Origin of the sequence: Gilliamella sp. (genome assembly GCF_024104075.1) — a bacterium.
Lineage (GTDB): Bacteria > Pseudomonadota > Gammaproteobacteria > Enterobacterales > Orbaceae > Gilliamella > Gilliamella bombi.
Genome location: NZ_JAGGHR010000016.1, coordinates 14,505 through 37,673, shown reverse-complemented (window position 1 = coordinate 37,673; position 23,169 = coordinate 14,505). Strand labels below are relative to the sequence as shown.

Here is a 23,169-nt window from a genome sequence, read left to right as displayed (position 1 = left end):
AGATTAAATGGTATTATTACAGATCAGCGAACCAGGACAAACTCCACTACCACATCAGCGCCGCCTTGCTGTAGGAATTGATCTTGGTACAACTAATTCATTAGTAGCAACGGTACGAAGTGGACAAGCAGAGGTATTGCCTGATTTAGAAGGTAATCCGCTATTGCCATCCGTTGTGCATTATGGCATCGATCATGATGATAACTTTGTTATCACGATTGGAAAAAATGCCAAAGATAATGCTGTGAATGATCCGCAAAATACAGTTAGCTCTATTAAGAGATTAATGGGGCGAAGTTTATCTGATATAGATTTATCACAATTTCCTTATACTTTTTCACAAACTGAAAATGGTGTTCCTTTATTAAATTTGCCTAATGAGCAAGTAAATCCAATACAAGTTTCATCAGAAATTTTGACAGCGTTAGCTGAGCGAGCAAAAGAGAGTTTACAAGGTGAAATTGATGGTGTGGTTATTACTGTGCCAGCTTATTTTGATGATGCACAACGGCAAGCAACAAAAGATGCTGCCAAATTAGCTGGTTTGCATGTATTGCGCCTACTTAATGAACCTACAGCCGCTGCGATTGCGTACGGTTTAGATTCAGGGAAGGAAGGTATAATCGCTGTTTATGATTTAGGTGGCGGTACTTTTGATATTTCTATTTTACGCTTAAATAAAGGTGTTTTTGAGGTTCTAGCAACTAGCGGTGACTCAGCTCTTGGTGGTGATGATTTTGATCGGCTACTTGCTGACTATATAAAAGAGAAATTAGGATTAACTAATAATATAGATCCTTATATTAATCAAAAAATCAGTAGCCAAGCTACCGAAATAAAGATTTTATTAAGTGAGCAAGATTTAGCTGTATTTTCTCTGGATAATCAATCTTTGACTATTACTCGCCAGCAATTTCAACAATTAATTGAGCCATTGGTTAAACGCACTTTAGCTGTTTGTCGCCGTGCATTGAAAGATGCCGAGATTAATGTGGATGAAGTAGTTGAAGTTGTTATGGTTGGCGGCTCTACTCGTGTGCCATTAGTGCGAGAATTAGTAGGGAATTATTTTAAAACTAATCCCTTGATATCTATCGATCCTGATAAAGTAGTTGCTATTGGTGCAGCTATTCAGGCCGATATTTTGGTTGGCAATAAACCCGATTCAGATATGTTATTGCTTGATGTGATCCCATTGTCGTTAGGCATTGAGATCATGGGTGAATTGGTCGAAAAAATTATTCCACGTAATAGTACAATTCCGTGTGCAAGAGCTCAAGAGTTTACAACTTTTAAAGATGGTCAAACCGCGATGATGGTTCATGTTTTACAAGGAGAACGTGAAAGTGTTGCTGATTGTCGATCTTTGGCTCGTTTTACTCTGCAAGGTATTCCAGCAATGCCTGCTGGTGGTGCGCACATTAGGGTGACTTTCCAAGTTGATGCTGATGGTTTATTAAGTGTAACAGCAATGGAAAAATCAACGGGTATTGAAGCTGCTATCCAAGTAAAACCTTCATATGGACTGACTGATAATGAAATTGCCGATATGATTCAAGATTCAATCAGTTACGCACAGCAAGATAAACAGATTCGAATACTTGCTGAACAAAAAGTTGAGGCAGCTAGAGTGCTTGAAAGCTTGCAAAGTGCTTTAGATAAAGATGCTGACTTATTAGATGAAAGTGAACTAAACCATATTTTAATTGCTAAGCATCAATTACAAGCTGTAAGTGAGTCAAATGACAGTTATGCAATTGAAAAACAAATTAAAATTGTTGATAAAGTAACACAAAATTTTGCAGCTAAGCGAATGGATAGGTCAATTCGACATGCGTTAACTGGCCATAACGTTGATGATATTTAACTAACGAGATTATTATGCCAAAAATTACTTTTTTACCGAATGCGGAGCTTTGTCCAGATGGAAAAACTGTTGATGCCCAAGAAGGCGAATCCATTTTAGAAGTGGCATTGCGCAATGATATTGAAATCGAGCATGCTTGTGAAATGTCATGTGCTTGTTCAACATGCCACTGTATTGTGCGTAAGGGATTTGATTCGCTTGAAGTAAGCGATGAGCAAGAAGATGATATGTTAGATAAAGCATGGGGAGTTGAACTGCATAGTCGTTTAAGCTGTCAAGCTCGTGTCACGAATGAAGATTTAGAGGTCGAAATCCCAAGATATAGCCTTAATCATGCCAAAGAAGATCATTAGGAAGTTATCATAATGATTATCCATTATGGGTTAATATAAAAATAACATTAAATCTGGTTATTTGATTGAAATTTGGTAATTGTAAATTAATAACCAGAAAAAGCTTCCCATCTTTAAACCCAAATATCTGTATTTATTCCTTGCCGTTAGTTAACTAACAGAGTATAATCGGCTCACTTTGTTTATTGCCTTTATGTAAGCAAATGAGAAAAAGATATAATTGTTATATAAAAAATAGCTAATTATATCAACAATACTCCCGATTTGGGGGTTACGAAAAAGAACGGATTACACTCTCCTGTCAATCGAAACAGGGAAAGAGGAGTAGTCTTTTGTTATAACTTTTAAATAATGGAGCTCTGGTCTCATGTCGAACCAAAGAATCCGTATCCGGTTAAAAGCGTTTGATCATCGTCTGATTGATCAATCAACTGCTGAAATTGTAGAAACTGCGAAGCGCACAGGTGCGCAAGTTCGTGGTCCTATTCCATTACCGACACGCAAAGAGCGTTTCACTGTATTGATTTCTCCACACGTAAATAAAGATGCGCGTGATCAGTACGAGATTCGCACTCATAAGCGTCTAGTTGATATTGTTGAGCCAACTGAAAAAACAGTTGATGCTTTAATGCGTCTAGACCTTGCTGCCGGTGTTGATGTGCAGATCAGTTTAGGTTAATCCTAAGCTGAATGATTGAGAGGTCGAAATAATGATTGGTTTAATCGGTCGTAAAGTAGGAATGACGCGTATCTTCACTGAAGATGGTGTTTCTATTCCTGTCACCGTAGTTGAAGTTCAAAGCAACCGCATTACTCAAGTTAAAACACTTGAGAATGATGGTTATCAAGCTATTCAGGTTACTACTGGCAGCAAAAAAGCAAGCCGCGTAAACAAACCTGAAGCAGGTCATTTCGCTAAGGCTGGCGTTGAAGCTGGTCGTGGTCTATGGGAATTCCGTTTTGAAGAAGGCGAATTTTCTGTAGGTCAAAGTATTAACGTTGATATCTTCGCTGACGTTAAGAAAGTTGATGTTACTGGAACATCTAAAGGTAAAGGTTTTGCTGGCGTTACTAAACGTTGGAATTTCCGTACTCAAGATGCTACTCATGGTAACTCTTTGGCACACCGTGGTCATGGTTCTATTGGTCAAAACCAAACTCCGGGTAAAGTGTTTAAAGGTCGTAAAATGGCAGGTCACCTAGGTAATGAACGTGTAACTGTTCAAAACTTAGATATTGTACGTGTTGATGCTGAACGTAATCTTTTATTAATTAAAGGTGCAGTTCCTGGCGCAATCAATAGTGACGTAATTGTTAAACCGGCAATCAAGGCTTAACGTCGAGGAGATAGAGATGGAATTAGTAGTAAAAGACGCGAAAGCGCTTTCTGTTTCCGAAACTACCTTCGGACGTGAGTTTAATGAAGCGTTAGTTCATCAAGTAGTTGTTGCTTATGCATCTGCTGCTCGTCAAGGTTCTCGCGCACAAAAAACTCGTGCAGAAATCGCTGGTTCAGGTAAAAAACCATGGCGTCAAAAAGGTACCGGTCGTGCTCGTTCAGGTTCAATTAAGAGCCCAATCTGGCGCAGTGGTGGTGTAACATTTGCAGCAAAACCACAAGATCATAGCCAAAAAGTTAACCGTAAAATGTATCGTGGTGCATTAAAGAGTATTTTCTCTGAATTAGTGCGTCAAGAACGTTTAGTTGTGGTTGAAACATTTACTGTTGAAGCACCTAAGACTAAATTATTAACTCAGAAATTAAACGATATGAATCTTAATGATGTTCTTATTATCGCTTCTGAAGTTGATGAAAATCTTTTCTTAGCAGCACGTAACTTACATAAAGTTGATGTGCGTGATGTGGCAGGTATTGATCCAGTTAGTTTGATTGCATTTGACAAAGTGGTTATCACAGTTGATGCCGTTAAACAAGTAGAGGAGATGTTAGCATGATTCGTGAAGAGCGTCTGCTTAAAGTCCTGCGAGCACCACATGTTTCTGAAAAAGCATCTATTTCAATGGAAAAAACAAATACATTAGTATTGAAAGTTGCTAAAGATGCTACTAAGAGAGAGATTAAAGCCGCAGTTGAACAACTATTTGAAGTTAAAGTAGATGACGTTAATACACTTGTTGTTAAAGGTAAAGTTAAACGTCGTGGTCAACAAATCGGTCGCCGTAGCGACTGGAAAAAAGCTTACGTTACTTTAGCAGAAGGTCAAAATTTAGACCTTGCTGGCGTCGCTGAGTAATTCGGAGGAGTAAGAACAATGGCAGTTGTTAAGTGTAAACCTACATCTCCGGGTCGTCGCCACGTTGTTAAAGTGGTTAACCCAGAGTTGCATAAAGGTAAACCTTATGCACCGTTGCTTGATTCAAAAAGCAAAACTGGTGGTCGCAATAATAATGGTCGTATCACTACCCGTCACATTGGTGGTGGTCATAAACAACATTATCGTATTGTTGACTTTAAGCGTAATAAAGATGGTATTCCAGCAGTTGTTGAACGTTTGGAATATGATCCAAACCGTAGTGCAAATATTGCATTGGTTTTATATAAAGACGGTGAACGCCGTTATATTTTAGCGCCTAAAGGCTTAAAAGCAGGTGATCAGATCCAATCTGGTGTTGATGCAGCAATTAAAACAGGTAACTGTTTACCAATGCGCAATATCCCAGTCGGTTCTACTGTGCATAATATTGAAATGAAACCAGGTAAAGGCGGACAAATTGCTCGCTCTGCTGGTAGTTATGTTCAAATCGTTGCGCGTGATGGTGCTTATGTAACATTACGTCTACGTTCAGGTGAAATGCGTAAAGTATTATCTGATTGTCGTGCCACTATTGGTGAAGTTGGTAATTCAGAGCATATGCTTCGTGTATTAGGTAAAGCGGGTGCAACGCGTTGGCGTGGTGTTCGTCCTACTGTTCGTGGTACAGCAATGAACCCGGTAGACCACCCACATGGTGGTGGTGAAGGTCGTAACTTTGGTAAACATCCTGTGTCTCCATGGGGTCAAAAAGCCAAAGGATTGAAAACGCGTAGCAACAAACGTACTGATAAGTATATTGTTCGCCGTCGCAATAAGAAATAATTAATATAGAGGATTAGCTATGCCACGTTCTCTCAAGAAGGGTCCTTTTATTGACCTACACTTGCTGAAGAAGGTAGAGAAAGCGGTGGAAAGCGGGGACAAGAAACCAATTCGTACTTGGTCCCGTCGTTCAACGATCTTTCCTAACATGATCGGTTTGACCATCGCTGTCCATAATGGTCGTCAGCACGTTCCAGTTTATGTTTCCGACGAAATGGTTGGTCATAAATTGGGTGAATTCGCGCCGACTCGTACTTATCGCGGCCATGCGGCTGATAAGAAAGCTAAGAAGAAATAAGTAGGAGAAAGAGATGGAAACAATTGCAAAGTACCGCCACGCTCGTTCTTCTGCACAAAAGGTTCGCTTAGTTGCAGATCTTGTTCGCGGTAAGAATGTGTCTCAGGCACTAGATATTTTAACGTACACCAATAAAAAAGCGGCTGTACTTGTTAAAAAAGTATTAGAGTCTGCTATTGCTAACGCAGAGCATAACGATGGTGCTGATATTGATGATCTAAAAGTTGCGAAGATTTTCGTAGATGAAGGCCCAACCATGAAGCGTATTATGCCTCGTGCGAAAGGTCGTGCAGATCGAATTTTGAAGCGTACGAGTCACATCACCGTGATCGTTTCAGATCGCTAGGCTGGAGAATAGCAATGGGTCAAAAAGTAAATCCAAATGGTATCCGATTAGGCATTGTCAAGCCTTGGACATCTACATGGTATTCGGGTACAAAGACATTCGCTGATAATTTAGAAAGTGATTTTAGAGTGCGTGAATTCTTAAATAAAGAATTATCTCAAGCGTCAATCTCTAAGATTGTGATCGACCGTTCAGCAGAAACTAACGTTCGTATTACTATTCACACTGCTCGTCCGGGTATCGTGATTGGTAAAAAAGGCGAGGACGTTGAAAAATTACGTAATGCCGTAGCTTCTATTGTCAATAAATATAAAGACAAAAGAGAAAAACGTGATGTTGCAGTACAAATTAATATTGCTGAAGTTCGTAAACCAGAACTTGATGCTAAATTAGTTGCTGATAGCATTACTTCTCAGTTAGAACGCCGTGTTATGTTCCGTCGTGCTATGAAACGTGCGGTTCAAAATGCAATGAAGGCGGGTGCTAAAGGTATCAAAGTCGAAGTAAGTGGTCGTTTAGGCGGTGCTGAAATTGCTCGTAGCGAATGGTATCGTGAAGGTCGTGTACCTTTACATACATTACGAGCTGATATTGACTATGGTTTATCTGAAGCATTAACTACCTATGGTATTATTGGTGTTAAAGTGTGGATCTTCAAAGGTGAGATCCTTGGTGGTATGGCTGCCGTTGAACAAGCAGAAAAACAACCTGCTGCTCAACCGAAAAAGCAGCGAAAAGGCCGAAAACAATAAGGAGCGTCGCTGATGTTACAACCAAAGCGTACAAAATTCCGTAAAGTGCACAAGGGCCGCAATCGTGGTCTTGCTGTAAGTACTGACGTTAGTTTCGGTACATTCGGTCTTAAGGCTGTAGGTCGTGGTCGTTTGACTGCGCGCCAGATCGAAGCAGCACGTCGTGCAATGACTCGTGCAGTTAAGCGTCAAGGTAAAATCTGGATTCGAGTTTTCCCTGATAAACCAATTACCGAAAAACCACTTGCAGTGCGTATGGGTAAAGGTAAGGGTAACGTTGAATACTGGGTTGCTCAGATTCAACCAGGTAAAGTCCTTTATGAAATGGACGGTGTACCGGAAGAAGTTGCTCGTGAAGCATTTGCGTTGGCAGCTGCAAAACTGCCAATTAAAACCACCTTTGTGATTAAGACGGTGATGTAAATGAAAGCAAAAGAGCTACGCGAAAAAAGCGTTGAAGAGTTAAATACTGAACTTCTTAATTTATTACGTGAGCAATTTAACTTACGTATGCAATTAGCTGGAGGTCAGTTAACACAGACTCATATGTTAAAACAAGTGCGTCGTAATATTGCACGTGTTAAAACATTATTAACTGAAAAGGCGGGTGCGTAATATGACTACTGAAGTAAAAATTCGTACTCAGCAAGGTCGTGTTATTAGCGACAAAATGGATAAATCTATTACTGTAGCTATTGAACGTAAAGTGAAGCATCCGTTATATGGTAAGTTCATTAAACGTACGACTAAATTGCATGTACATGATGAAAACAACGAGTGTGGTATTGGTGATACTGTAGAGATTAAAGAGTGTCGTCCATTATCAAAAACCAAATCTTGGACTCTTGTTCGAATCGTTGAAAAAGCAGTTATTTAATCTTTTTTTGATTGAAAACTGTACATAATATAATAAACGGCTGAACGGCCGTTTATTTTATGCTATCCATTTTATTTGAGTGGTGTTATACTATGCATCCTCACGTAAGTGGGTTTTTGGTTGTCTATTCTTATCCATGGTAGTTGAGGTGGATGAAGGTAGATTAGACAATAATTAATTTATACGGAGCATTAAAATGATCCAAGAACAGACTAGGCTAGATGTTGCCGATAACTCTGGCGCACGTAGCGTAATGTGTATCAAGGTTCTCGGTGGATCGCACCGTCGTTATGCAGCAGTAGGCGATATCATCAAAGTTACCATTAAAGAAGCAATTCCGCGTGGTAAAGTTAAAAAAGGTGATGTACTTAAAGCTGTTGTTGTGCGCACTAGAAAAGGTGTTCGTCGCCCTGATGGATCTGTCATTCGTTTCGATCGCAATGCTTGTGTTATTTTAAATAATAACAGTGAGCAACCGATTGGTACGCGTATTTTTGGACCGGTCACTCGTGAACTTCGCTCTGAGAAGTTTATGAAGATCATTTCATTAGCACCAGAAGTACTGTAAGGAGCGGGTAATGGCAGCGAAAATCCGTCGAGAAGATGAAGTTATCGTGTTAACTGGCAAAGATAAAGGTAAACGCGGTAAAGTTAAGAGTGTTTTGTCTACAGGCAAAGTGATTGTTGAAGGTATCAATTTGGTGAAAAAACATCAAAAACCAGTACCTGCATTAAATCAAGAAGGTGGAATTGTTGAAAAAGAAGCAGCTATCAATGTTTCTAATGTGGCAATTTTTAATCCAGCTACAGGCAAAGCAGATCGCGTAGGCTTTCGTATTGAAGACGGTAAAAAAGTCCGTTTTTATAAGTCTACTAATGAATTAATCAATTAAGTAATTTGGAGTGTACGATGGCGAAACTGCATGATTACTACAAAGCACAGGTAGTAAATAAACTGCAAGAACAGTTTGGCTACAAATCTGTCATGCAAGTCCCTCGGATCGAAAAGATCACCTTGAATATGGGTGTGGGTGAAGCAATTACTGATAAGAAATTATTAGATAATGCTGTTGCAGATTTAGCTGCAATCAGTGGTCAAAAACCACTAGTCACTAAAGCACGCAAATCAGTTGCTGGTTTTAAAATCCGTCAAGGGTATCCTATTGGTTGTAAAGTCACTTTACGTGGCGAACGTATGTGGGAATTTTTTGAGCGTCTAGTTTATATTGCCCTTCCTCGTACTCGAGATTTTCGCGGTTTAAGCGCAAAATCTTTTGATGGTCGTGGCAACTATAGCATGGGTGTTCGTGAGCAAATCGTTTTCCCTGAAATCGATTATGACAAAGTTGATCGTGTTCGTGGTTTAGATATTACTATCACCACTACTGCACAATCAGATGAAGAAGGCCGAGCTTTATTATCTGCCTTTAACTTCCCATTTCGTAAGTAAGGTAGGGCATAATGGCTAAACAATCAATGATTGAACGCGATAAGAAACGCGTAAAGCTAGCAGAAAAATATTTTGCAAAGCGTCAAGAATTAAAAGCGATTATCTCTGATCTTAATGCATCAGATGAAGATCGTTGGAATGCAGTGCTTAAATTGCAAACGCTTCCTCGTGATTCTAGTCCATCACGTCAACGTCGTCGTTGTCGTCAAACTGGTCGTCCTCATGGCGTCCTTCGTAAGTTTGGTTTAAGCCGTATTAAGGTTCGTGAGTCAGCCATGCGTGGTGAGATTCCTGGTCTTAAAAAGGCAAGTTGGTAATCAGGGGAGTGTTATAGATGAGCATGCAAGATCCTATAGCAGATATGTTGACCCGTATTCGTAATGGTCAATCTGCGAATAAAGTTGCAGTCACCATGCCTTCCTCTAAGCTAAAAGTGGCAATTGCCAATGTGCTAAAAGAAGAAGGTTATATTGGGGACTTTAAAGTTGTTGGTGACACTAAGCCGGAACTGGAAATTACTTTAAAATATTTCCAAGGTAAAGCTGTTGTAGAAAGTATCAAACGTGTTAGCCGTCCAGGTTTACGTATTTATAAACGTAAAGATGAATTGCCGAAAGTTATGGCAGGATTAGGTATCGCAGTTGTTTCTACTTCTAAAGGTGTTATGACTGATCGTGCAGCACGCCAAGCAGGTCTTGGTGGTGAAATTATCTGCTACGTAGCGTAAGGGAGAAAAGAATGTCTCGTGTTGCAAAAGCACCTGTCGTTGTTCCTGCTGGCGTAGAGGTAAAACTCAATGGTCAGGTAATTACGATTAAAGGTAAAAATGGCGAATTATCTCGCACAATAAATAATGCTGTTGTGATTAATCAAGAAGAAGGACAAATTAAATTTGCTCCTCGTGTTGGTTTTGCAGATGCTTGGGCTCAAGCTGGAACTGCGCGTGCTTTGATTAATTCAATGGTTATTGGTGTTACTGAAGGTTTTACTAAAAAACTTCAGCTAGTTGGTGTCGGTTATCGTGCACAAGTGAAAGGTAATACAATTAGTTTATCTCTTGGATATTCACATCCAATTGAACATCAATTACCTGCAGGTGTAACAGCTGAGTGTCCATCTCAAACTGAAATCGTATTAAAAAGTACTGATAAACAGTTAATCGGGCAAGTAGCTGCTGATATCCGTGCTTATCGTCGTCCTGAACCTTATAAAGGTAAAGGTGTTCGTTACGCAGATGAAGTTGTGCGTACTAAAGAAGCTAAGAAAAAGTAAGGTAACACTATGGATAAGAAATCAGCTCGTATCCGTCGTGCAACTAAAGCGCGTCGCAAGATGCATGAACTACTTGCAACTCGCTTGGTAGTTCACCGCACTCCGCGTCATATTTATGCGCAGATTATCGCACCAAACGGATCAGAAGTACTGGCAGCCGCTTCTACATTAGAAAAAGCTATCAGTGAAAGTTTAAAATACACAGGAAACAAAGACGCTGCAGCAGCAGTTGGTAAAGCAATTGCTGAACGTGCGTTAGCAAAAGATATCAAAGAAGTTTCATTTGATCGTTCAGGTTTCCAATATCATGGTCGAGTTCAGGCGCTAGCAGATGCTGCTCGCGAAGCTGGCCTACAGTTCTAAGGTAGGAGTTAAAGATGTCAAACATCGAAAAACAAGCTGGTGAACTGCAGGAAAAACTAATCGCAGTTAACCGAGTTTCTAAAACTGTAAAAGGTGGTCGTATTTTTAGTTTTTCTGCACTAACAGTTGTTGGTGACGGTAATGGCCGCGTAGGTTTTGGATATGGTAAAGCACGTGAAGTGCCAGCAGCAATCCAAAAAGCAATGGAAAAAGCACGTCGCAATATGATTAATGTTGCTTTAAATAACGATACTTTACAGCATCCTGTTAAAGGTGCTCACACAGGCTCTCGTGTTTATATGCAACCAGCATCAGAAGGTACTGGTATTATCGCCGGTGGTGCGATGCGTGCAGTTTTAGAAGTTGCTGGAGTTCGTAACGTTCTAGCTAAAGCATATGGTTCTACTAACCCAATTAATGTGGTTCGTGCAACTATTGATGGCTTAGAAAGTATGAAATCACCAGAAATGGTTGCTGCTAAACGTGGTAAAACCGTCGAAGAAATTTTGGGGTAATTAACCATGGCAAAAACAATTAAAATTACACAAACTCGTAGTTCTATAGGTCGTCTGCCTAAGCATAAAGCGACATTAGTAGGTCTAGGATTACGTCGTATTGGTCATACTGTTGAGCGCGAGGATACTCCTGCAATTCGTGGTATGGTAAACCAAGTTTATTACATGGTTAAAGTGGAGGAGTAATAGTAATGCGTTTAAATACTTTATCTCCTGCTGAAGGTTCAAAGCATGCACCAAAACGTCTGGGTCGAGGAATCGGTTCAGGATTAGGTAAAACTGGTACTCGTGGTATTAAAGGTCAAAAATCTCGTTCAGGTGGTGGCGTTCGTCGCGGCTTTGAAGGTGGTCAAATGCCTTTATATCGTCGTTTACCAAAATTTGGTTTTACCTCACGTAAAGCTCAAGTTACAGCTCAAGTTCGTCTTTCAGATTTGATGAAAGTCGAAGGCGATATTGTTGACCTAAATAGCTTAAAAGTTGCAAATGTGATTAATTCACATATCGAATATGCAAAAATCATGTTATCTGGAGAAGTAACCAAACCAGTAACTATTCGCGGTATTCGAGTAACTAAAGGTGCTAAAGCTGCAATTGAAGCTGCTGGCGGAAAAATTGAGGAATAATTAGAAAGATGGCAAAGCAACCAGGATTAGATTTTCAAAGTACACGGGGCGGTAGTGGTGAGCTTAAAAGACGCTTGATGTTTGTGCTTTTAGCGCTTATTGTTTTTCGTCTTGGTTCTTATATTCCGGTTCCTGGTATTGATACAAAAGCGTTATCGGACTTATTAACAATAGCATCGTCAAACGGTATTGTTGGTATGTTCAATATGTTCTCTGGTGGTGCTTTAAGCCGTGCTTCAATTTTTGCATTAGGGATAATGCCTTATATTTCCGCATCAATTATCGTGCAGTTATTAACGGCAATTAGCCCTAAGTTAGCAGAATTGAAGAAAGAAGGTGAATCAGGTCGTAAAAAAATTAGTCAGTACACTCGTTATGGCACACTTGCTTTAGCAATAGTACAGGCTATTGGTATTTCAACTGGTTTACCAAATATTCCTGGTTATGAACATGTTGTAATTAATCCAGGATTTTCTTTCTATTTTATCGCATCGGTTAGCTTAGTTACTGGCACTATGTTTCTTATGTGGTTGGGCGAACAAATCACCGAACGAGGTGTAGGTAATGGTATTTCTATCATTATCTTTGCTGGTATTGTGGCAAGTCTTCCTCATGCTATTTATGAAACACTTGAACAAGCTCGCTCTGGTTCATTGCATCCGATTTTATTATTGGTTGTTGCTGCATTAGTGGTTGGTGTAACTTATTTTGTTGTATTTGTTGAACGTGGTCAGCGACGAATTGTTGTTAACTATGCGCAACGACAACAAGGTCGTCGTGTTTACGCAGCACAAAGTACACACTTACCATTAAAGATTAATATGGCAGGAGTTATTCCAGCGATATTTGCCTCGACAATTGCTATGTTACCATCAATGATGGCTTCTTGGTTCCAAGGAGATGGTGAAGGATGGAGATATTTTATTGTACTTATCGGTCAATACTTCAATCATGATCAACCGTTATACATAATCTTTTTTGCTGCGGCGATTATCTTCTTTTGTTTCTTCTATACAGCATTGGTTTTTAACCCAAGAGAAACAGCAGATCAGCTAAAAAAATCTGGTGCATTTATTCCAGGTATCCGTCCAGGTGAACAAACATCTAAGTATATTGACAAGGTAATGACTCGTTTAACGCTAATTGGCGCAATCTACATTACTTTTGTATGTTTGGTTCCAATGTTTATGACAAGCGCAATGAAGGTTCCAGTTCAATTTGGTGGGACATCGTTATTAATTGTTGTTGTTGTAATCATGGATTTTATGGCACAAGTACAGACTTTAATGATGCCAAATCGTTATGAGTCAGTGTTAAAGAAAGCGAATCTTAAAGGCTATGGCCGATAAGTTAGCCAGAAGTTACGGAGAAAAAAATGAAAGTTCGTGCTTCAGTCAAGAAATTATGCAGAAATTGTAAAATCATTAAACGTAATGGCATCGTTCGTGTTATTTGCGTTGAAGGTAAACACAAACAACGTCAAGGTTAATTTATTTAACTGGAAAGTTGAGCTTTTGCATATTTTTCTTGCCAAAGTATAGTAAAGCTGGCTAGAATAGCCAGCCTAGATTTATTTGTAAATTCACTGTTTGAGTATCCTGAAAACGGGCTTTTCAGTATGGTGAATTTGCTAAACATTAACAATAAAGGAGTGCATAGTGGCCCGTATAGCAGGCATTAACATTCCTGATCAACAACATGCTGTAATTGCTTTACAAGCAATTTATGGTATTGGAAATACTCGAGCTAAGACAATTTGTGCTGAAGCTGGTATTCCTGAACATGTTAAGATCAGAGAACTATCTGAAGATCAGATTGAAAAGTTACGTGAACAAGTCGCTAAATTCACTGTTGAAGGTGATTTACGCCGAGAAGTAACTATGAGTATCAAGCGTTTATTAGACCTTGGTTGTTATCGTGGCATGCGTCACCGTCGTGGACTTCCTGTTCGCGGTCAACGCACAAAGACTAACGCTCGTACCCGTAAGGGACCGCGTAAGCCAATCAAGAAATAATTGAGGTATAATTAAATGGCAAAGACACCTGTTCGTACACGTAAACGTGTAAAAAAGCAAGTTTCTGATGGTATAGCTCATATTCATGCATCATTCAACAATACAATCGTAACTATTACCGATCGTCAAGGTAATGCGTTAGGTTGGGCAACCGCTGGTGGTTCTGGTTTCCGTGGCTCTCGTAAATCAACTCCTTTTGCAGCTCAAGTGGCCGCAGAACGTTGTGCTGAAGCTGTCAAAGATTACGGAATTAAGAATCTGGAAGTTATGGTAAAAGGACCTGGTCCTGGTCGTGAGTCAACAATTCGTGCATTAAATGCAGCGGGTTATCGCATCACTAACATTACTGATGTTACTCCGATTCCTCATAACGGTTGTCGTCCACCAAAGAAACGTCGTGTTTAATTTTTTAAACATTGAATGTTTAGGATTATTGGAGAAATAAAATGGCAAGATATTTGGGACCAAAACTCAAATTAAGTCGTCGTGAAGGTACAGATTTATTCCTTAAATCTGGTGTCCGAGCGATTGATAGTAAATGTAAATTAGAGCAAGCTCCTGGACAACATGGTGCGCGTAAACCGCGTTTATCAGATTATGGTGTTCAGTTACGTGAAAAGCAAAAAGTTAGACGTATTTATGGAATTTTAGAACGTCAATTCCGTAATTACTACAAAAGCGCAGCTCGAATTAAAGGCAATACCGGTGAAAACCTACTTGGTCTTTTAGAACGTCGCTTAGATAACGTTGTTTATCGCATGGGATTTGGTGCAACTCGTGCTGAAGCTCGTCAATTAGTTAGTCATAAAGCTGTTCTTGTTAATGGTCGTGTTGTGAATATTGCATCTTATCAAGTTTCACCTGAAGATGTGATTAGTGTTCGCGAAAAATCAAAAAAACAAGCACGTATTAAAGCCGCTTTAGAGCTAGCTGAACAACGTGAAAAACCAACATGGTTAGAAGTTGATGCTAGCAAAATGGAAGGTGTATTTAAACGCTTACCAGAACGTTCAGATTTATCTGCTGATATCAACGAACATTTGATCGTCGAACTTTACTCTAAGTAAAGTTTAGCACTTAAGAGAGGACATAATGCAGGGTTCTGTAACAGAGTTTTTAAAACCTCACCTAGTTGATGTTGTTCAATACAGCCAAACACATGCTAAAGTGACTTTAGAGCCACTAGAACGTGGTTTTGGCCATACTTTAGGTAATGCACTACGCCGCATTTTATTATCATCTATGCCGGGATATGCAGTAACCGAAGTTGAAATTGACGGTGTTCTGCATGAGTACAGTACTAAAGAAGGCGTTCAAGAAGATGTACTTGATATTCTGCTTAATTTAAAAAAATTAGCAGTACGTGTACATACGAAAGATGATGTTATGCTGACTTTAAACAAATCGGGCATAGGTGCAGTAACAGCATCTGATATCACTCATGATGGTGATGTTGAAATTGTTAATCCTGATTTAGTGATTTGTCATCTTACTGATGCCAATGCTTCAATTAGTATGCGTATTCGTGTACAACGAGGACGTGGTTATGTCCCTGCTTCTGCTCGCGTTAAGTCAGAAGATGAAGAACGACCAATCGGTCGTCTGTTAGTTGACGCATGTTATAGCCCTGTAGAGCGCATTGCATATTCTGTTGATGCTGCTCGTGTGGAACAACGTACGGATTTAGATAAACTTGTTATCGATATGGAAACTAATGGTACTATCGATCCAGAAGAATCTATTCGTCGTGCATCAACTATTTTGGCTGAACAACTTGAAGCTTTCGTTGATTTACGAGATGTACGTCAACCAGAAGTTAAAGAAGATAAACCGGAATTTGATCCAATCCTTTTACGTCCAGTAGATGATTTGGAATTAACTGTTCGGTCTGCTAATTGCTTAAAGGCAGAAGCAGTTCATTATATTGGTGATTTAGTACAACGTACCGAAGTTGAGTTACTTAAAACCCCTAATCTTGGTAAGAAATCACTTACTGAAATTAAGGACGTGCTCGCATCTCGTGGTTTATCTTTAGGCATGCGTCTTGAGAATTGGCCACCAGCAAGTATTGTTGAAGACTAAGATAAAATTTATATAAGAAGGATAAAGTTATGCGCCATCGTAAAAGTGGTCGTCAACTGAACCGAAATAGCAGCCATCGTCAAGCAATGTTTCGTAACATGACAAGTTCACTTGTTGAACATGAAATCATCAAAACTACATTGCCTAAAGCAAAAGAGTTGCGTCGTGTTGTTGAACCGTTAATTACGCTAGCCAAAAGCGATAGCGTAGCTAATCGCCGTCTGGCTTTTGCTCGTATCCGTGATAAAGATACAGTTAAAAAATTATTTTCAGATTTAGGTCCACGTTTTGCTACCCGTCCTGGCGGTTATGTACGTATTTTAAAATGTGGTTTCCGTGATGGAGATAATGCTCCAATGGCTTATATTGAATTAGTTGATCGTCCTGCAGTAGAAGAAGCAGCATCAGCTGAATAATAATAAATCATTGTGTATTAAAACCGGCTATATGCCGGTTTTTTATTTATGTTTACTATATTTGAAAACTCAAATTACTAACTTTAGTTAAAATTAGTTAAAAACTAAAAGAGATCAAGACAAAATTATTAAATAAATAATTGTTAACAACAGTTATTTACCTCATAAATACAATTAATAGTGAGGTGGTGGTGTTTCTTCAGATAAATTAGCAATGTTTGAAGGTTGTGTTGCCTGTAGTTTTTGAGACAATAACGTCAATTGTTCTTTTAATTTGCTAACATCAGCTTGAAGGTTAGTTACCATTTGATTAAGTTCTTCAATGGTGATTTCTTGAAAAGCTACTTTGGTTTCAAGTAATTCTAATTGCTGGTTCATAAAATAAATTCATATATAGATTAGTTGATTAAATTACATTGTAAGTAAAAATAGCTACGAAATCCATCCATGCTCTGCAAAAGAGAAATATTCACCTTTACCTATAACAATATGATCTATGACTCGAATATCAACCAATTCACAAACTTCTTCTATTTTTTGTGTAAGATGGCGATCTGCCTGACTAGGTTTTGCCACACCTGAAGGATGATTATGAGCTAGAATCAATGCGGCTGCGTTATGTTGTAATGCTCGTCTAACAACTTCTCTTGGGTGGACTTCAACACAATTATAGGTACCGACAAACATATCTTCTGATGCTATGACGCGATTTTGATTATCTAAAAAAATAACCATAAAAACTTCACGATCTTTATTAGCCAATCGACTAGCTAAATAGTGATGTGTCAAAGATGACGATGTCAAAAAATTATCGGTAGTCATTTTAACTTTTAAATATCTATAAGAAAGTTCAACAACTGCTTTCAATTGTGTATATTTAGCCGTTCCCAATCCTTTCTTCTTGCAAAAATCACTATGGCTTGCATTAATTAAATTATAAAAAGAACCAAACTCATTTAATAGCTTTTGTGACAGTTCCAAAACAGGCAAATCTCGAGTGCCAGTGCGTAAAAAAAGAGCAAGTAATTCAGTATCACTGAGTGCTTCAACGCCAAATTTTAAAAGCTTTTCACGCGGCATTAATGCTATTGGTTGTGAAGGCATAGTTGCAGATCCCAATAATCGTAAAATAAAGATTATTAAAGGAAAAATTAGCAAAGCAAAATGATAATTTAAAATATTGGGAGTTGTTTCACAACTTATTAAGCAAAAACACAAAACAGAAGTAAATAAAAAGCGCTATATAGCGCTTTTAAAATTTAATTTAAATTAATTAAGAATTAGTGACAACCGCAGCCACCATGGCCACCGCCACAGCAGCCTGTGTTTTCATCATCTTCGTCTTCATGAGAATGACCACCACAGCCACAACCGCCATGTCCGTGATCATGACCATGCTCACCATGAATATGCCCGTGAGCAATTTCATCTTCAGTAGCTTCACGAATAGCCAATACTTCAACGTTAAATTGTAAATCTTGTCCAGCTAACATATGGTTTCCATCAATAGTGATGGTATCGCCATCGATAGCGGTGATTTCAACGGGTAAAGAACCATGCTCGGTATCAGCAAAAAATCGCATACCGACTTCAAGTTCATCTACACCAACAAAAACGTCACGAGGAACATTTTGTACAAGAGCATCATTAAAATCCCCGTAAGCATTAATTAGCTCAACGTCAAATTTGTCGCCAACTTGGTGACCATCTAATGCGTTCTCAAGATCTTGTAGCAAGTTACCTGCACCATGTAAATATTCTAATGGCGCTGTCGTAGTTGCTTCATCAACTAAAACACCGTCTTTAGTGCGAACTTGGTATGCTAAACTAACCACTGTATTTTTTGCTATTTTCATTTTTTCTCCAACAAACTTTTATTGAGCAAATTACATTAGATTTTAACGGAAAAAAGAGTATAAGTATTCTAAATTTTATATTTTTGTTCAAAACTTACCAAAAAATAAAATAAAAAAGGCGCAAACATTTATGGTTTAGCGCCTTTTTCACACACACTGAGAGCAGCTTATTTAAGTTCTAATTCATTCATCGCAGCGATGCTAAATCCACCGTCAACGTGAATGACTTCACCTGTAATACCTGATGCTAAATCTGAACATAAAAATGCTGCTGAATTACCCACATCTTCGGTTGTCACAGTGCGACGGATTGGTGTTACTGATTCACAGTGAGATAACATTTTTTTGAAATCTTTAATACCCGATGCCGCCAGTGTACGAATAGGGCCTGCTGAAATTGCATTAACACGGACACCTTCAGGCCCCATAGCATTTGCCATATAACGCACATTTGCTTCTAGTGAGGCTTTAGCTAGTCCCATTACATTATAGTTAGGGATTGCACGCTCAGCACCAAGATAAGAAAGTGTCACTAATGCTGAATTTGGATTTAGCATTGAACGACATGCCTTAGCCATAGCAACGAAGCTATAAGAGCTAATATCGTGAGCAATAGCAAAACCTTCACGGGTAACAGCATTAACATAATCGCCATCTAATTGATCACCTGGTGCGAAAGCAATAGCATGAACAAAACCATCAAATTTATCCCAAGTTTTTGCAAGTTCAGAAAATAGTTCAGAGATGCTTTCATCATGAGCAACATCGCAAGGTAAAACGATTTTAGAACCAAAATCAGCGGCAAACTCTTCAACGCGTGTTTTTAATTTATCATTTTGGTAAGTAAAAGCGAGTTCAGCGCCTTCACGATGCATTGCTTGTGCAATACCGTAAGCAATTGAACGATTACTTGCAACACCCGTAACGAGTATACGTTTACCTGTTAAAAATCCCATAAATTATTCCTCTAATTTTCACTATATAGTCTAGGATGATGACGATTATATGTTGATCAAGCCAACTTCGCCACTATAAATTTATTTTCGTTGATAGGTTTTTATTTTATTGTCTAAAATAAATGATTGTTTACCATATTAATATCCTACTATAATAGTCAATTATTGTTTTTTTATAGGAGGTACCAATTTGAATAATTTAGTTTGTTACAAAACATTGCCTATTTGGAATGCTGATACATTACCTGCGTTGTTGCGTCAAAAGCATAATACCCAAATTGGTACATGGGCGAAGTTAGAAATTTTAAAAGGAAGTATTGGTTTTGAAATGTTAACCGAACAAGGCGAAGTGATTACTAAGCATTGTTTTGATACTCAGCAGCAACCGCCATTTATATTGCCACAGCAATGGCACCGTATAGCCGAAATATCAGATGACTTACAGTGCCAGTTAGCATTTTACTGTTTGCCTGAGGATTATACTCAAAAAAAATACCAAATGACCAAAACCCACTCCGAGGTAATTAACGCAACAAAGATTATCCAAACAGGAAAGGCATTGGATTTAGGTTGTGGTTCAGGTCGTAATTCACTTTACTTGCAGTTACAAGGCTTTGATGTTACCGCGATTGATAAATCAGAGCTCAGTATTGGAAACTTACAAAAAATCATTAATGATGATAACCTTAAGCACATTAATGCAATGGTTTACGATATCAATCAAGCAAATTTACCGGGCGAATATGATTTTATTTTTTTGACCGTTGTCATGATGTTTTTACAACCCGAAAGAATTCCAGCTATTATTAATAACATGCAAAAAATGACCAAATCAGGGGGATATAATTTAATTGTCAGCGCCATGTCTACGCCTGATTACCCTTGCTCTGTTGGGTTTTCATTTACTTTTAAAGAAAACGAATTGCGCCAATATTACCAAGATTGGGAAATACTAAAATATAATGAAGATGTTGGACAATTGCATAAAACGGATATACATGGAAACAGAATCAAATTAAGGTTTGCAACCTTATTGGCTAAAAAACGATAACGATTACAGGATATAGCATCCTGTAATTTTATACATTAATCGATTAACGTGTATTTAATTTTTCGCCGACCGTAAACCAAGCCTTGCGTGAGTTTAACAAATCTTGGGCAGACATCGGTTTTTTCCCAGCAGGTTGCAAAAGTATCATATTCAATGCGCCGTTGCTGGTTGCAATACAAATGCCATTTTTATTGGCTTGCAAAATTGTGCCAGCCGTCTGTTTTGAATCCATTTTTACCACATGGGCTTGCCATACTTTTACAGGCTCACCATTAACCTCAAAATAACTCACTGGCCATGGGTTAAAAGCCCGAACGCAACGTTCAAGTTGCACGGCAGGCAAATTCCAATCAAGTTTAGCTTCCTGTTTTGACAGCTTTTCGGCATAGGTTGCTTGCGCCTCATCTTGTTTTTCAGGTTGGATTTTTCCTTCAGTGATTAACTCTAATGTATCAAGCAAGCCTTGGGGACCGAGTTTTGCGAGTTTCTCATACAGTGATGCGCTAGTATCGGATTGCTCAATAGGACAGGTAAGCTTATAAAGCATATCACCCGTATCAAGCCCTGCATCCATCTGCATAATGGTAATGCCTGTTTCTTCATCGCCTGCCCAACATGCACGTTGAATTGGCGCAGCACCTCGCCAACGGGGTAATAACGAACCATGCACATTTAAGCAACCTAATCTAGGTATACCAAGTACAGCTTGTGGCAAAATAAGTCCATAAGCAACAACAACCATAATGTCAGCATTTAATTCAGCAATGATTTTTTGATTTTCTTCGGATTTAAGCGTTGCTGGTTGATAAACAGGAATATTATGCTCAACAGCTAATTGTTTAACAGGGCTTGCTGTTAATTTATTACCACGACCTGCAGGGCGATCTGGTTGCGTAAAAACAGCAATTACATTATGGCGTGAGTTAATAAGAGCTTTTAAATGAGTTGCAGCAAAATCGGGTGTACCTGCAAAAATAATATTTAAAGGTTTAGTTGCATGTGGCATAAGCGTTATGTCCATAATCAAAAATTTATCTGAATTATACCCGAAATTTTAGTGAGAATCTTTAATCAAAAAAACTCATGGATATGATAAACATCTTTAGTTGGTATAAATATTGATAATATTTATATACATTAGGTTATGTTGTGTAATTATCCCTCTAATTTAATACGATTAAACGTTACAAATGATTTCAGAAAAAACGCTTTATGGGTTTCTAGCGAATTATTTTAATCGATGAGATCCTTATCTTGCATCATGTTAGGCATAGTTATATTATGGCTATAATGCAATATTATTTAAGGAATAAATTATGTTAAAATCAATTGATCCAACAACAACCCAATCTTGGAAATCCCTTCAAGCTAGTTACGAAAAACACCACAATAAAACCATTGCACAAATTCTGAAAGAAGAACCAAAACGTGTTGAAAAGCTTACTATTCCTTTTGAAGAAGAGTTTTTGGTTGATTTATCTAAAAATAGAGTGACACAAGAGACGCTAGAGTTGCTTTATAAGCTAGCTGATGAATGCGATCTAATTGGTGCTACTAAAGCCATGTATAGTGGTGAAAAGATTAATCGTACAGAAAATCGAGCTGTATTACATGTTGCATTACGTAATGTATCAAATACACCAATTTATGTTGATGGTAAGAATGTGATGGATGATGTTAATACTGTCTTAGCTAAGATGGAATCATTCAGTAAAAAAATCATTAATGGTGAATGGAAAGGATACGCTGGTAAAGCCATTACTGATGTGGTCAATATTGGTATTGGTGGTTCGGATCTAGGGCCAGTAATGATTACCGAAGCACTACGACCTTACAAAAACCACTTGAACATGCATTTCGTATCAAATGTAGATGGCACACATATCGTTGAAGCGTTAAAAGGCTTAAATCCTGAAACTACTTTATTTTTGGTTGCATCCAAAACTTTTACCACTCAAGAAACTATGACAAATGCACAAACAGCACGAGCATGGTTACTTGATGCTGCTAAAGATGATAAAGCAGTTGCTTTGCACTTTGTTGCACTTTCAACTAATGCTAAAGAAGTTGAAAAATTTGGTATTGATACAGCTAATATGTTTGAATTTTGGGATTGGGTTGGTGGACGTTATTCATCTTGGTCGGCAATTGGCTTATCGATTGTTTTATCAATTGGTTTTGATAACTTCAAACAATTTTTAGCTGGTGGCCATGCGATGGATAAGCACTTCCAAAACGCACCAATTGATAAAAATATTCCAACGTTACTGGCATTAATTGGTATTTGGTACAATAATTTTTGTGGTGCTGAAACTGAAGCTATTTTACCATATGATCAGTACATGCACCGTTTTGCGGCTTATTTCCAACAAGGAAATATGGAGTCAAATGGTAAAAGTGTCGATCGCAACGGTAATAAAACACCTTACACAACAGGTCCAATTATTTGGGGCGAACCAGGAACCAATGGTCAACATGCATTTTATCAATTAATTCACCAGGGTACTAAACTCATCCCTTGTGATTTTATTGCGCCAGCAATAAGCCATAATCCAGTTGGAGATCATCACCCAAAATTATTATCTAACTTTTTTGCTCAAACTGAAGCTTTAGCTTTTGGTAAAACAAGAGAACAGGTCGAGCAAGAGTTCATAGCTGCAGGAAAAAATCTTGATGAAGTGAAATCTGTTGTACCATTTAAAGTATTTGAAGGTAATAAACCAACTAATTCAATATTAGTGAAAAAAATTACACCTTATACTCTTGGTGCCTTAGTTGCGATGTATGAGCATAAAATCTTTACTCAAGGAGTTATTCTTAATATATTTAGTTTTGATCAATGGGGTGTTGAACTTGGTAAACAACTTGCTGGACGTATTTTACCTGAATTAGCAGATGATAAACCAGTTAGCTCTCACGATGATTCAACCAATAGCTTAATCAACCAATACAAAAAATGGCGTTAAGTATTATTAA

General features: G+C 38.4%; 37 protein-coding genes. 32 read left to right on the top strand and 5 right to left on the bottom strand.

Annotated features, from left to right (window positions below; genetic code table 11):
- Positions 1 to 7 precede the first annotated feature (7 nt).
- The 30 genes from hscA (at position 8) to rplQ (ending at position 16,330) form a co-directional block, all read left to right on the top strand.
- Positions 8 to 1,867, top strand: a complete 1,860-nt coding sequence (hscA, locus tag J6569_RS06510; protein WP_296318061.1) for a Fe-S protein assembly chaperone HscA — start codon at positions 8 to 10, stop codon at positions 1,865 to 1,867.
- A gap of 14 nt (positions 1,868 to 1,881) precedes the next feature.
- Positions 1,882 to 2,220 (top strand): ISC system 2Fe-2S type ferredoxin, encoded by a 339-nt coding sequence (gene fdx / locus J6569_RS06505; RefSeq protein ID WP_174799325.1) that lies wholly within the window; start codon positions 1,882 to 1,884, stop codon positions 2,218 to 2,220.
- A 367-nt stretch (positions 2,221 to 2,587) separates the two neighbouring features.
- On the top strand, positions 2,588 to 2,899 hold the full coding sequence (gene rpsJ / locus J6569_RS06500; protein WP_006120582.1) for a 30S ribosomal protein S10: 312 nt from the start codon (positions 2,588 to 2,590) through the stop codon (positions 2,897 to 2,899).
- Between the two features lie 31 nt (positions 2,900 to 2,930).
- Complete coding sequence (rplC, locus tag J6569_RS06495) at positions 2,931 to 3,557, top strand: 50S ribosomal protein L3 (RefSeq protein WP_034911162.1); 627 nt, start codon at positions 2,931 to 2,933, stop codon at positions 3,555 to 3,557.
- 16 nt (positions 3,558 to 3,573) lie between these two features.
- Positions 3,574 to 4,176, top strand: coding sequence for a 50S ribosomal protein L4 (gene rplD, locus J6569_RS06490; RefSeq protein WP_034911160.1), 603 nt, complete (start codon positions 3,574 to 3,576; stop codon positions 4,174 to 4,176).
- Positions 4,173 to 4,475 carry a 50S ribosomal protein L23 gene (gene rplW, locus J6569_RS06485; RefSeq protein WP_034885052.1) on the top strand — a complete coding sequence of 101 codons (303 nt, stop codon included), beginning with the start codon at positions 4,173 to 4,175 and terminating at the stop codon, positions 4,473 to 4,475. The genes rplD and rplW overlap by 4 nt, the downstream gene beginning before the upstream one ends.
- Before the next feature lie 18 nt (positions 4,476 to 4,493).
- Positions 4,494 to 5,318, top strand: a complete 825-nt coding sequence (gene rplB / locus J6569_RS06480) for a 50S ribosomal protein L2 (RefSeq protein ID WP_034911158.1) — start codon at positions 4,494 to 4,496, stop codon at positions 5,316 to 5,318.
- 19 nt (positions 5,319 to 5,337) lie between these two features.
- The gene (rpsS, locus tag J6569_RS06475; protein ID WP_024496505.1) at positions 5,338 to 5,616 is read left to right on the top strand and encodes a 30S ribosomal protein S19; all 279 of its coding nucleotides are present in this window, start codon (positions 5,338 to 5,340) and stop codon (positions 5,614 to 5,616) included.
- A 13-nt stretch (positions 5,617 to 5,629) separates the two neighbouring features.
- The gene (gene rplV, locus J6569_RS06470; RefSeq protein WP_034947997.1) at positions 5,630 to 5,962 is read left to right on the top strand and encodes a 50S ribosomal protein L22; all 333 of its coding nucleotides are present in this window, start codon (positions 5,630 to 5,632) and stop codon (positions 5,960 to 5,962) included.
- Between the two features lie 14 nt (positions 5,963 to 5,976).
- Positions 5,977 to 6,714, top strand: a complete 738-nt coding sequence (rpsC, locus tag J6569_RS06465) for a 30S ribosomal protein S3 (protein WP_065561018.1) — start codon at positions 5,977 to 5,979, stop codon at positions 6,712 to 6,714.
- Between the two features lie 12 nt (positions 6,715 to 6,726).
- Positions 6,727 to 7,137, top strand: coding sequence for a 50S ribosomal protein L16 (rplP, locus tag J6569_RS06460; protein ID WP_034911153.1), 411 nt, complete (start codon positions 6,727 to 6,729; stop codon positions 7,135 to 7,137).
- Positions 7,138 to 7,329 (top strand): 50S ribosomal protein L29, encoded by a 192-nt coding sequence (gene rpmC, locus J6569_RS06455; protein ID WP_034902373.1) that lies wholly within the window; start codon positions 7,138 to 7,140, stop codon positions 7,327 to 7,329.
- A 1-nt stretch (position 7,330) separates the two neighbouring features.
- A complete protein-coding gene (gene rpsQ / locus J6569_RS06450; protein WP_034911151.1) occupies positions 7,331 to 7,591 on the top strand; it encodes a 30S ribosomal protein S17 in 261 nt (86 codons plus the stop codon).
- Positions 7,592 to 7,787: 196 nt separating this feature from the next.
- Entirely contained in the window at positions 7,788 to 8,159 is a 372-nt protein-coding gene (rplN, locus tag J6569_RS06445; RefSeq protein WP_025314392.1) for a 50S ribosomal protein L14, read from the top strand.
- A gap of 10 nt (positions 8,160 to 8,169) precedes the next feature.
- On the top strand, positions 8,170 to 8,484 hold the full coding sequence (rplX, locus tag J6569_RS06440; protein WP_065561017.1) for a 50S ribosomal protein L24: 315 nt from the start codon (positions 8,170 to 8,172) through the stop codon (positions 8,482 to 8,484).
- A gap of 17 nt (positions 8,485 to 8,501) precedes the next feature.
- Positions 8,502 to 9,041 (top strand): 50S ribosomal protein L5, encoded by a 540-nt coding sequence (gene rplE / locus J6569_RS06435; protein WP_025314394.1) that lies wholly within the window; start codon positions 8,502 to 8,504, stop codon positions 9,039 to 9,041.
- 11 nt (positions 9,042 to 9,052) lie between these two features.
- Positions 9,053 to 9,358: a 30S ribosomal protein S14 gene (gene rpsN, locus J6569_RS06430; RefSeq protein WP_025314395.1), complete on the top strand. Its 306-nt coding sequence runs from the start codon at positions 9,053 to 9,055 to the stop codon at positions 9,356 to 9,358.
- 17 nt (positions 9,359 to 9,375) lie between these two features.
- On the top strand, positions 9,376 to 9,768 hold the full coding sequence (rpsH, locus tag J6569_RS06425) for a 30S ribosomal protein S8 (RefSeq protein ID WP_034911147.1): 393 nt from the start codon (positions 9,376 to 9,378) through the stop codon (positions 9,766 to 9,768).
- 11 nt (positions 9,769 to 9,779) lie between these two features.
- On the top strand, positions 9,780 to 10,313 hold the full coding sequence (gene rplF, locus J6569_RS06420) for a 50S ribosomal protein L6 (protein WP_174799327.1): 534 nt from the start codon (positions 9,780 to 9,782) through the stop codon (positions 10,311 to 10,313).
- Positions 10,314 to 10,322: 9 nt separating this feature from the next.
- Positions 10,323 to 10,676 carry a 50S ribosomal protein L18 gene (rplR, locus tag J6569_RS06415; protein ID WP_025314398.1) on the top strand — a complete coding sequence of 118 codons (354 nt, stop codon included), beginning with the start codon at positions 10,323 to 10,325 and terminating at the stop codon, positions 10,674 to 10,676.
- A gap of 14 nt (positions 10,677 to 10,690) precedes the next feature.
- Positions 10,691 to 11,191, top strand: coding sequence for a 30S ribosomal protein S5 (gene rpsE / locus J6569_RS06410; RefSeq protein WP_034911141.1), 501 nt, complete (start codon positions 10,691 to 10,693; stop codon positions 11,189 to 11,191).
- 6 nt (positions 11,192 to 11,197) lie between these two features.
- Positions 11,198 to 11,377 (top strand): 50S ribosomal protein L30, encoded by a 180-nt coding sequence (gene rpmD / locus J6569_RS06405; RefSeq protein WP_025314400.1) that lies wholly within the window; start codon positions 11,198 to 11,200, stop codon positions 11,375 to 11,377.
- Between the two features lie 5 nt (positions 11,378 to 11,382).
- Positions 11,383 to 11,817 carry a 50S ribosomal protein L15 gene (gene rplO, locus J6569_RS06400; RefSeq protein ID WP_174799328.1) on the top strand — a complete coding sequence of 145 codons (435 nt, stop codon included), beginning with the start codon at positions 11,383 to 11,385 and terminating at the stop codon, positions 11,815 to 11,817.
- 8 nt (positions 11,818 to 11,825) lie between these two features.
- Positions 11,826 to 13,166: a preprotein translocase subunit SecY gene (gene secY / locus J6569_RS06395; protein WP_174799329.1), complete on the top strand. Its 1,341-nt coding sequence runs from the start codon at positions 11,826 to 11,828 to the stop codon at positions 13,164 to 13,166.
- Positions 13,167 to 13,192: 26 nt separating this feature from the next.
- Positions 13,193 to 13,306, top strand: a complete 114-nt coding sequence (gene rpmJ, locus J6569_RS06390) for a 50S ribosomal protein L36 (protein WP_025314403.1) — start codon at positions 13,193 to 13,195, stop codon at positions 13,304 to 13,306.
- Positions 13,307 to 13,475: 169 nt separating this feature from the next.
- Positions 13,476 to 13,832 (top strand): 30S ribosomal protein S13, encoded by a 357-nt coding sequence (rpsM, locus tag J6569_RS06385; protein WP_025314404.1) that lies wholly within the window; start codon positions 13,476 to 13,478, stop codon positions 13,830 to 13,832.
- 15 nt (positions 13,833 to 13,847) lie between these two features.
- Positions 13,848 to 14,237, top strand: a complete 390-nt coding sequence (gene rpsK, locus J6569_RS06380) for a 30S ribosomal protein S11 (protein ID WP_025314405.1) — start codon at positions 13,848 to 13,850, stop codon at positions 14,235 to 14,237.
- Between the two features lie 41 nt (positions 14,238 to 14,278).
- Entirely contained in the window at positions 14,279 to 14,899 is a 621-nt protein-coding gene (gene rpsD, locus J6569_RS06375) for a 30S ribosomal protein S4 (protein WP_034911134.1), read from the top strand.
- A 25-nt stretch (positions 14,900 to 14,924) separates the two neighbouring features.
- Positions 14,925 to 15,914, top strand: a complete 990-nt coding sequence (gene rpoA / locus J6569_RS06370) for a DNA-directed RNA polymerase subunit alpha (protein ID WP_034911133.1) — start codon at positions 14,925 to 14,927, stop codon at positions 15,912 to 15,914.
- A 29-nt stretch (positions 15,915 to 15,943) separates the two neighbouring features.
- Positions 15,944 to 16,330 carry a 50S ribosomal protein L17 gene (gene rplQ / locus J6569_RS06365; RefSeq protein ID WP_065589720.1) on the top strand — a complete coding sequence of 129 codons (387 nt, stop codon included), beginning with the start codon at positions 15,944 to 15,946 and terminating at the stop codon, positions 16,328 to 16,330.
- Positions 16,331 to 16,504: 174 nt separating this feature from the next.
- On the opposite strand, the gene J6569_RS06360 is transcribed toward rplQ, so the two are convergent.
- From J6569_RS06360 to fabI, 4 genes are all read right to left on the bottom strand, one after another.
- Positions 16,505 to 16,708: a SlyX family protein gene (locus J6569_RS06360; RefSeq protein WP_034911129.1), complete on the bottom strand. Its 204-nt coding sequence runs from the start codon at positions 16,706 to 16,708 to the stop codon at positions 16,505 to 16,507.
- A 54-nt stretch (positions 16,709 to 16,762) separates the two neighbouring features.
- The gene (gene radC / locus J6569_RS06355; RefSeq protein WP_065589719.1) at positions 16,763 to 17,434 is read right to left on the bottom strand and encodes a DNA repair protein RadC; all 672 of its coding nucleotides are present in this window, start codon (positions 17,432 to 17,434) and stop codon (positions 16,763 to 16,765) included.
- Positions 17,435 to 17,610: 176 nt separating this feature from the next.
- Entirely contained in the window at positions 17,611 to 18,186 is a 576-nt protein-coding gene (gene slyD / locus J6569_RS06350; protein WP_085166009.1) for a peptidylprolyl isomerase, read from the bottom strand.
- A 167-nt stretch (positions 18,187 to 18,353) separates the two neighbouring features.
- Positions 18,354 to 19,142, bottom strand: a complete 789-nt coding sequence (fabI, locus tag J6569_RS06345) for an enoyl-ACP reductase FabI (RefSeq protein ID WP_034911124.1) — start codon at positions 19,140 to 19,142, stop codon at positions 18,354 to 18,356.
- Positions 19,143 to 19,332: 190 nt separating this feature from the next.
- Here fabI and tehB point away from each other — a divergent pair, with 190 nt between their 5' ends.
- Positions 19,333 to 20,193 carry an SAM-dependent methyltransferase TehB gene (gene tehB / locus J6569_RS06340; protein ID WP_296318060.1) on the top strand — a complete coding sequence of 287 codons (861 nt, stop codon included), beginning with the start codon at positions 19,333 to 19,335 and terminating at the stop codon, positions 20,191 to 20,193.
- Between the two features lie 43 nt (positions 20,194 to 20,236).
- Here the strand turns inward: tehB and fmt are convergent, their stop codons facing one another.
- A complete protein-coding gene (gene fmt, locus J6569_RS06335) occupies positions 20,237 to 21,199 on the bottom strand; it encodes a methionyl-tRNA formyltransferase (protein ID WP_174799331.1) in 963 nt (320 codons plus the stop codon).
- Positions 21,200 to 21,509: 310 nt separating this feature from the next.
- On the opposite strand from fmt, the gene pgi reads away from it, so the two are divergent.
- A complete protein-coding gene (pgi, locus tag J6569_RS06330) occupies positions 21,510 to 23,159 on the top strand; it encodes a glucose-6-phosphate isomerase (RefSeq protein WP_296318059.1) in 1,650 nt (549 codons plus the stop codon).
- Positions 23,160 to 23,169 lie beyond the last annotated feature (10 nt).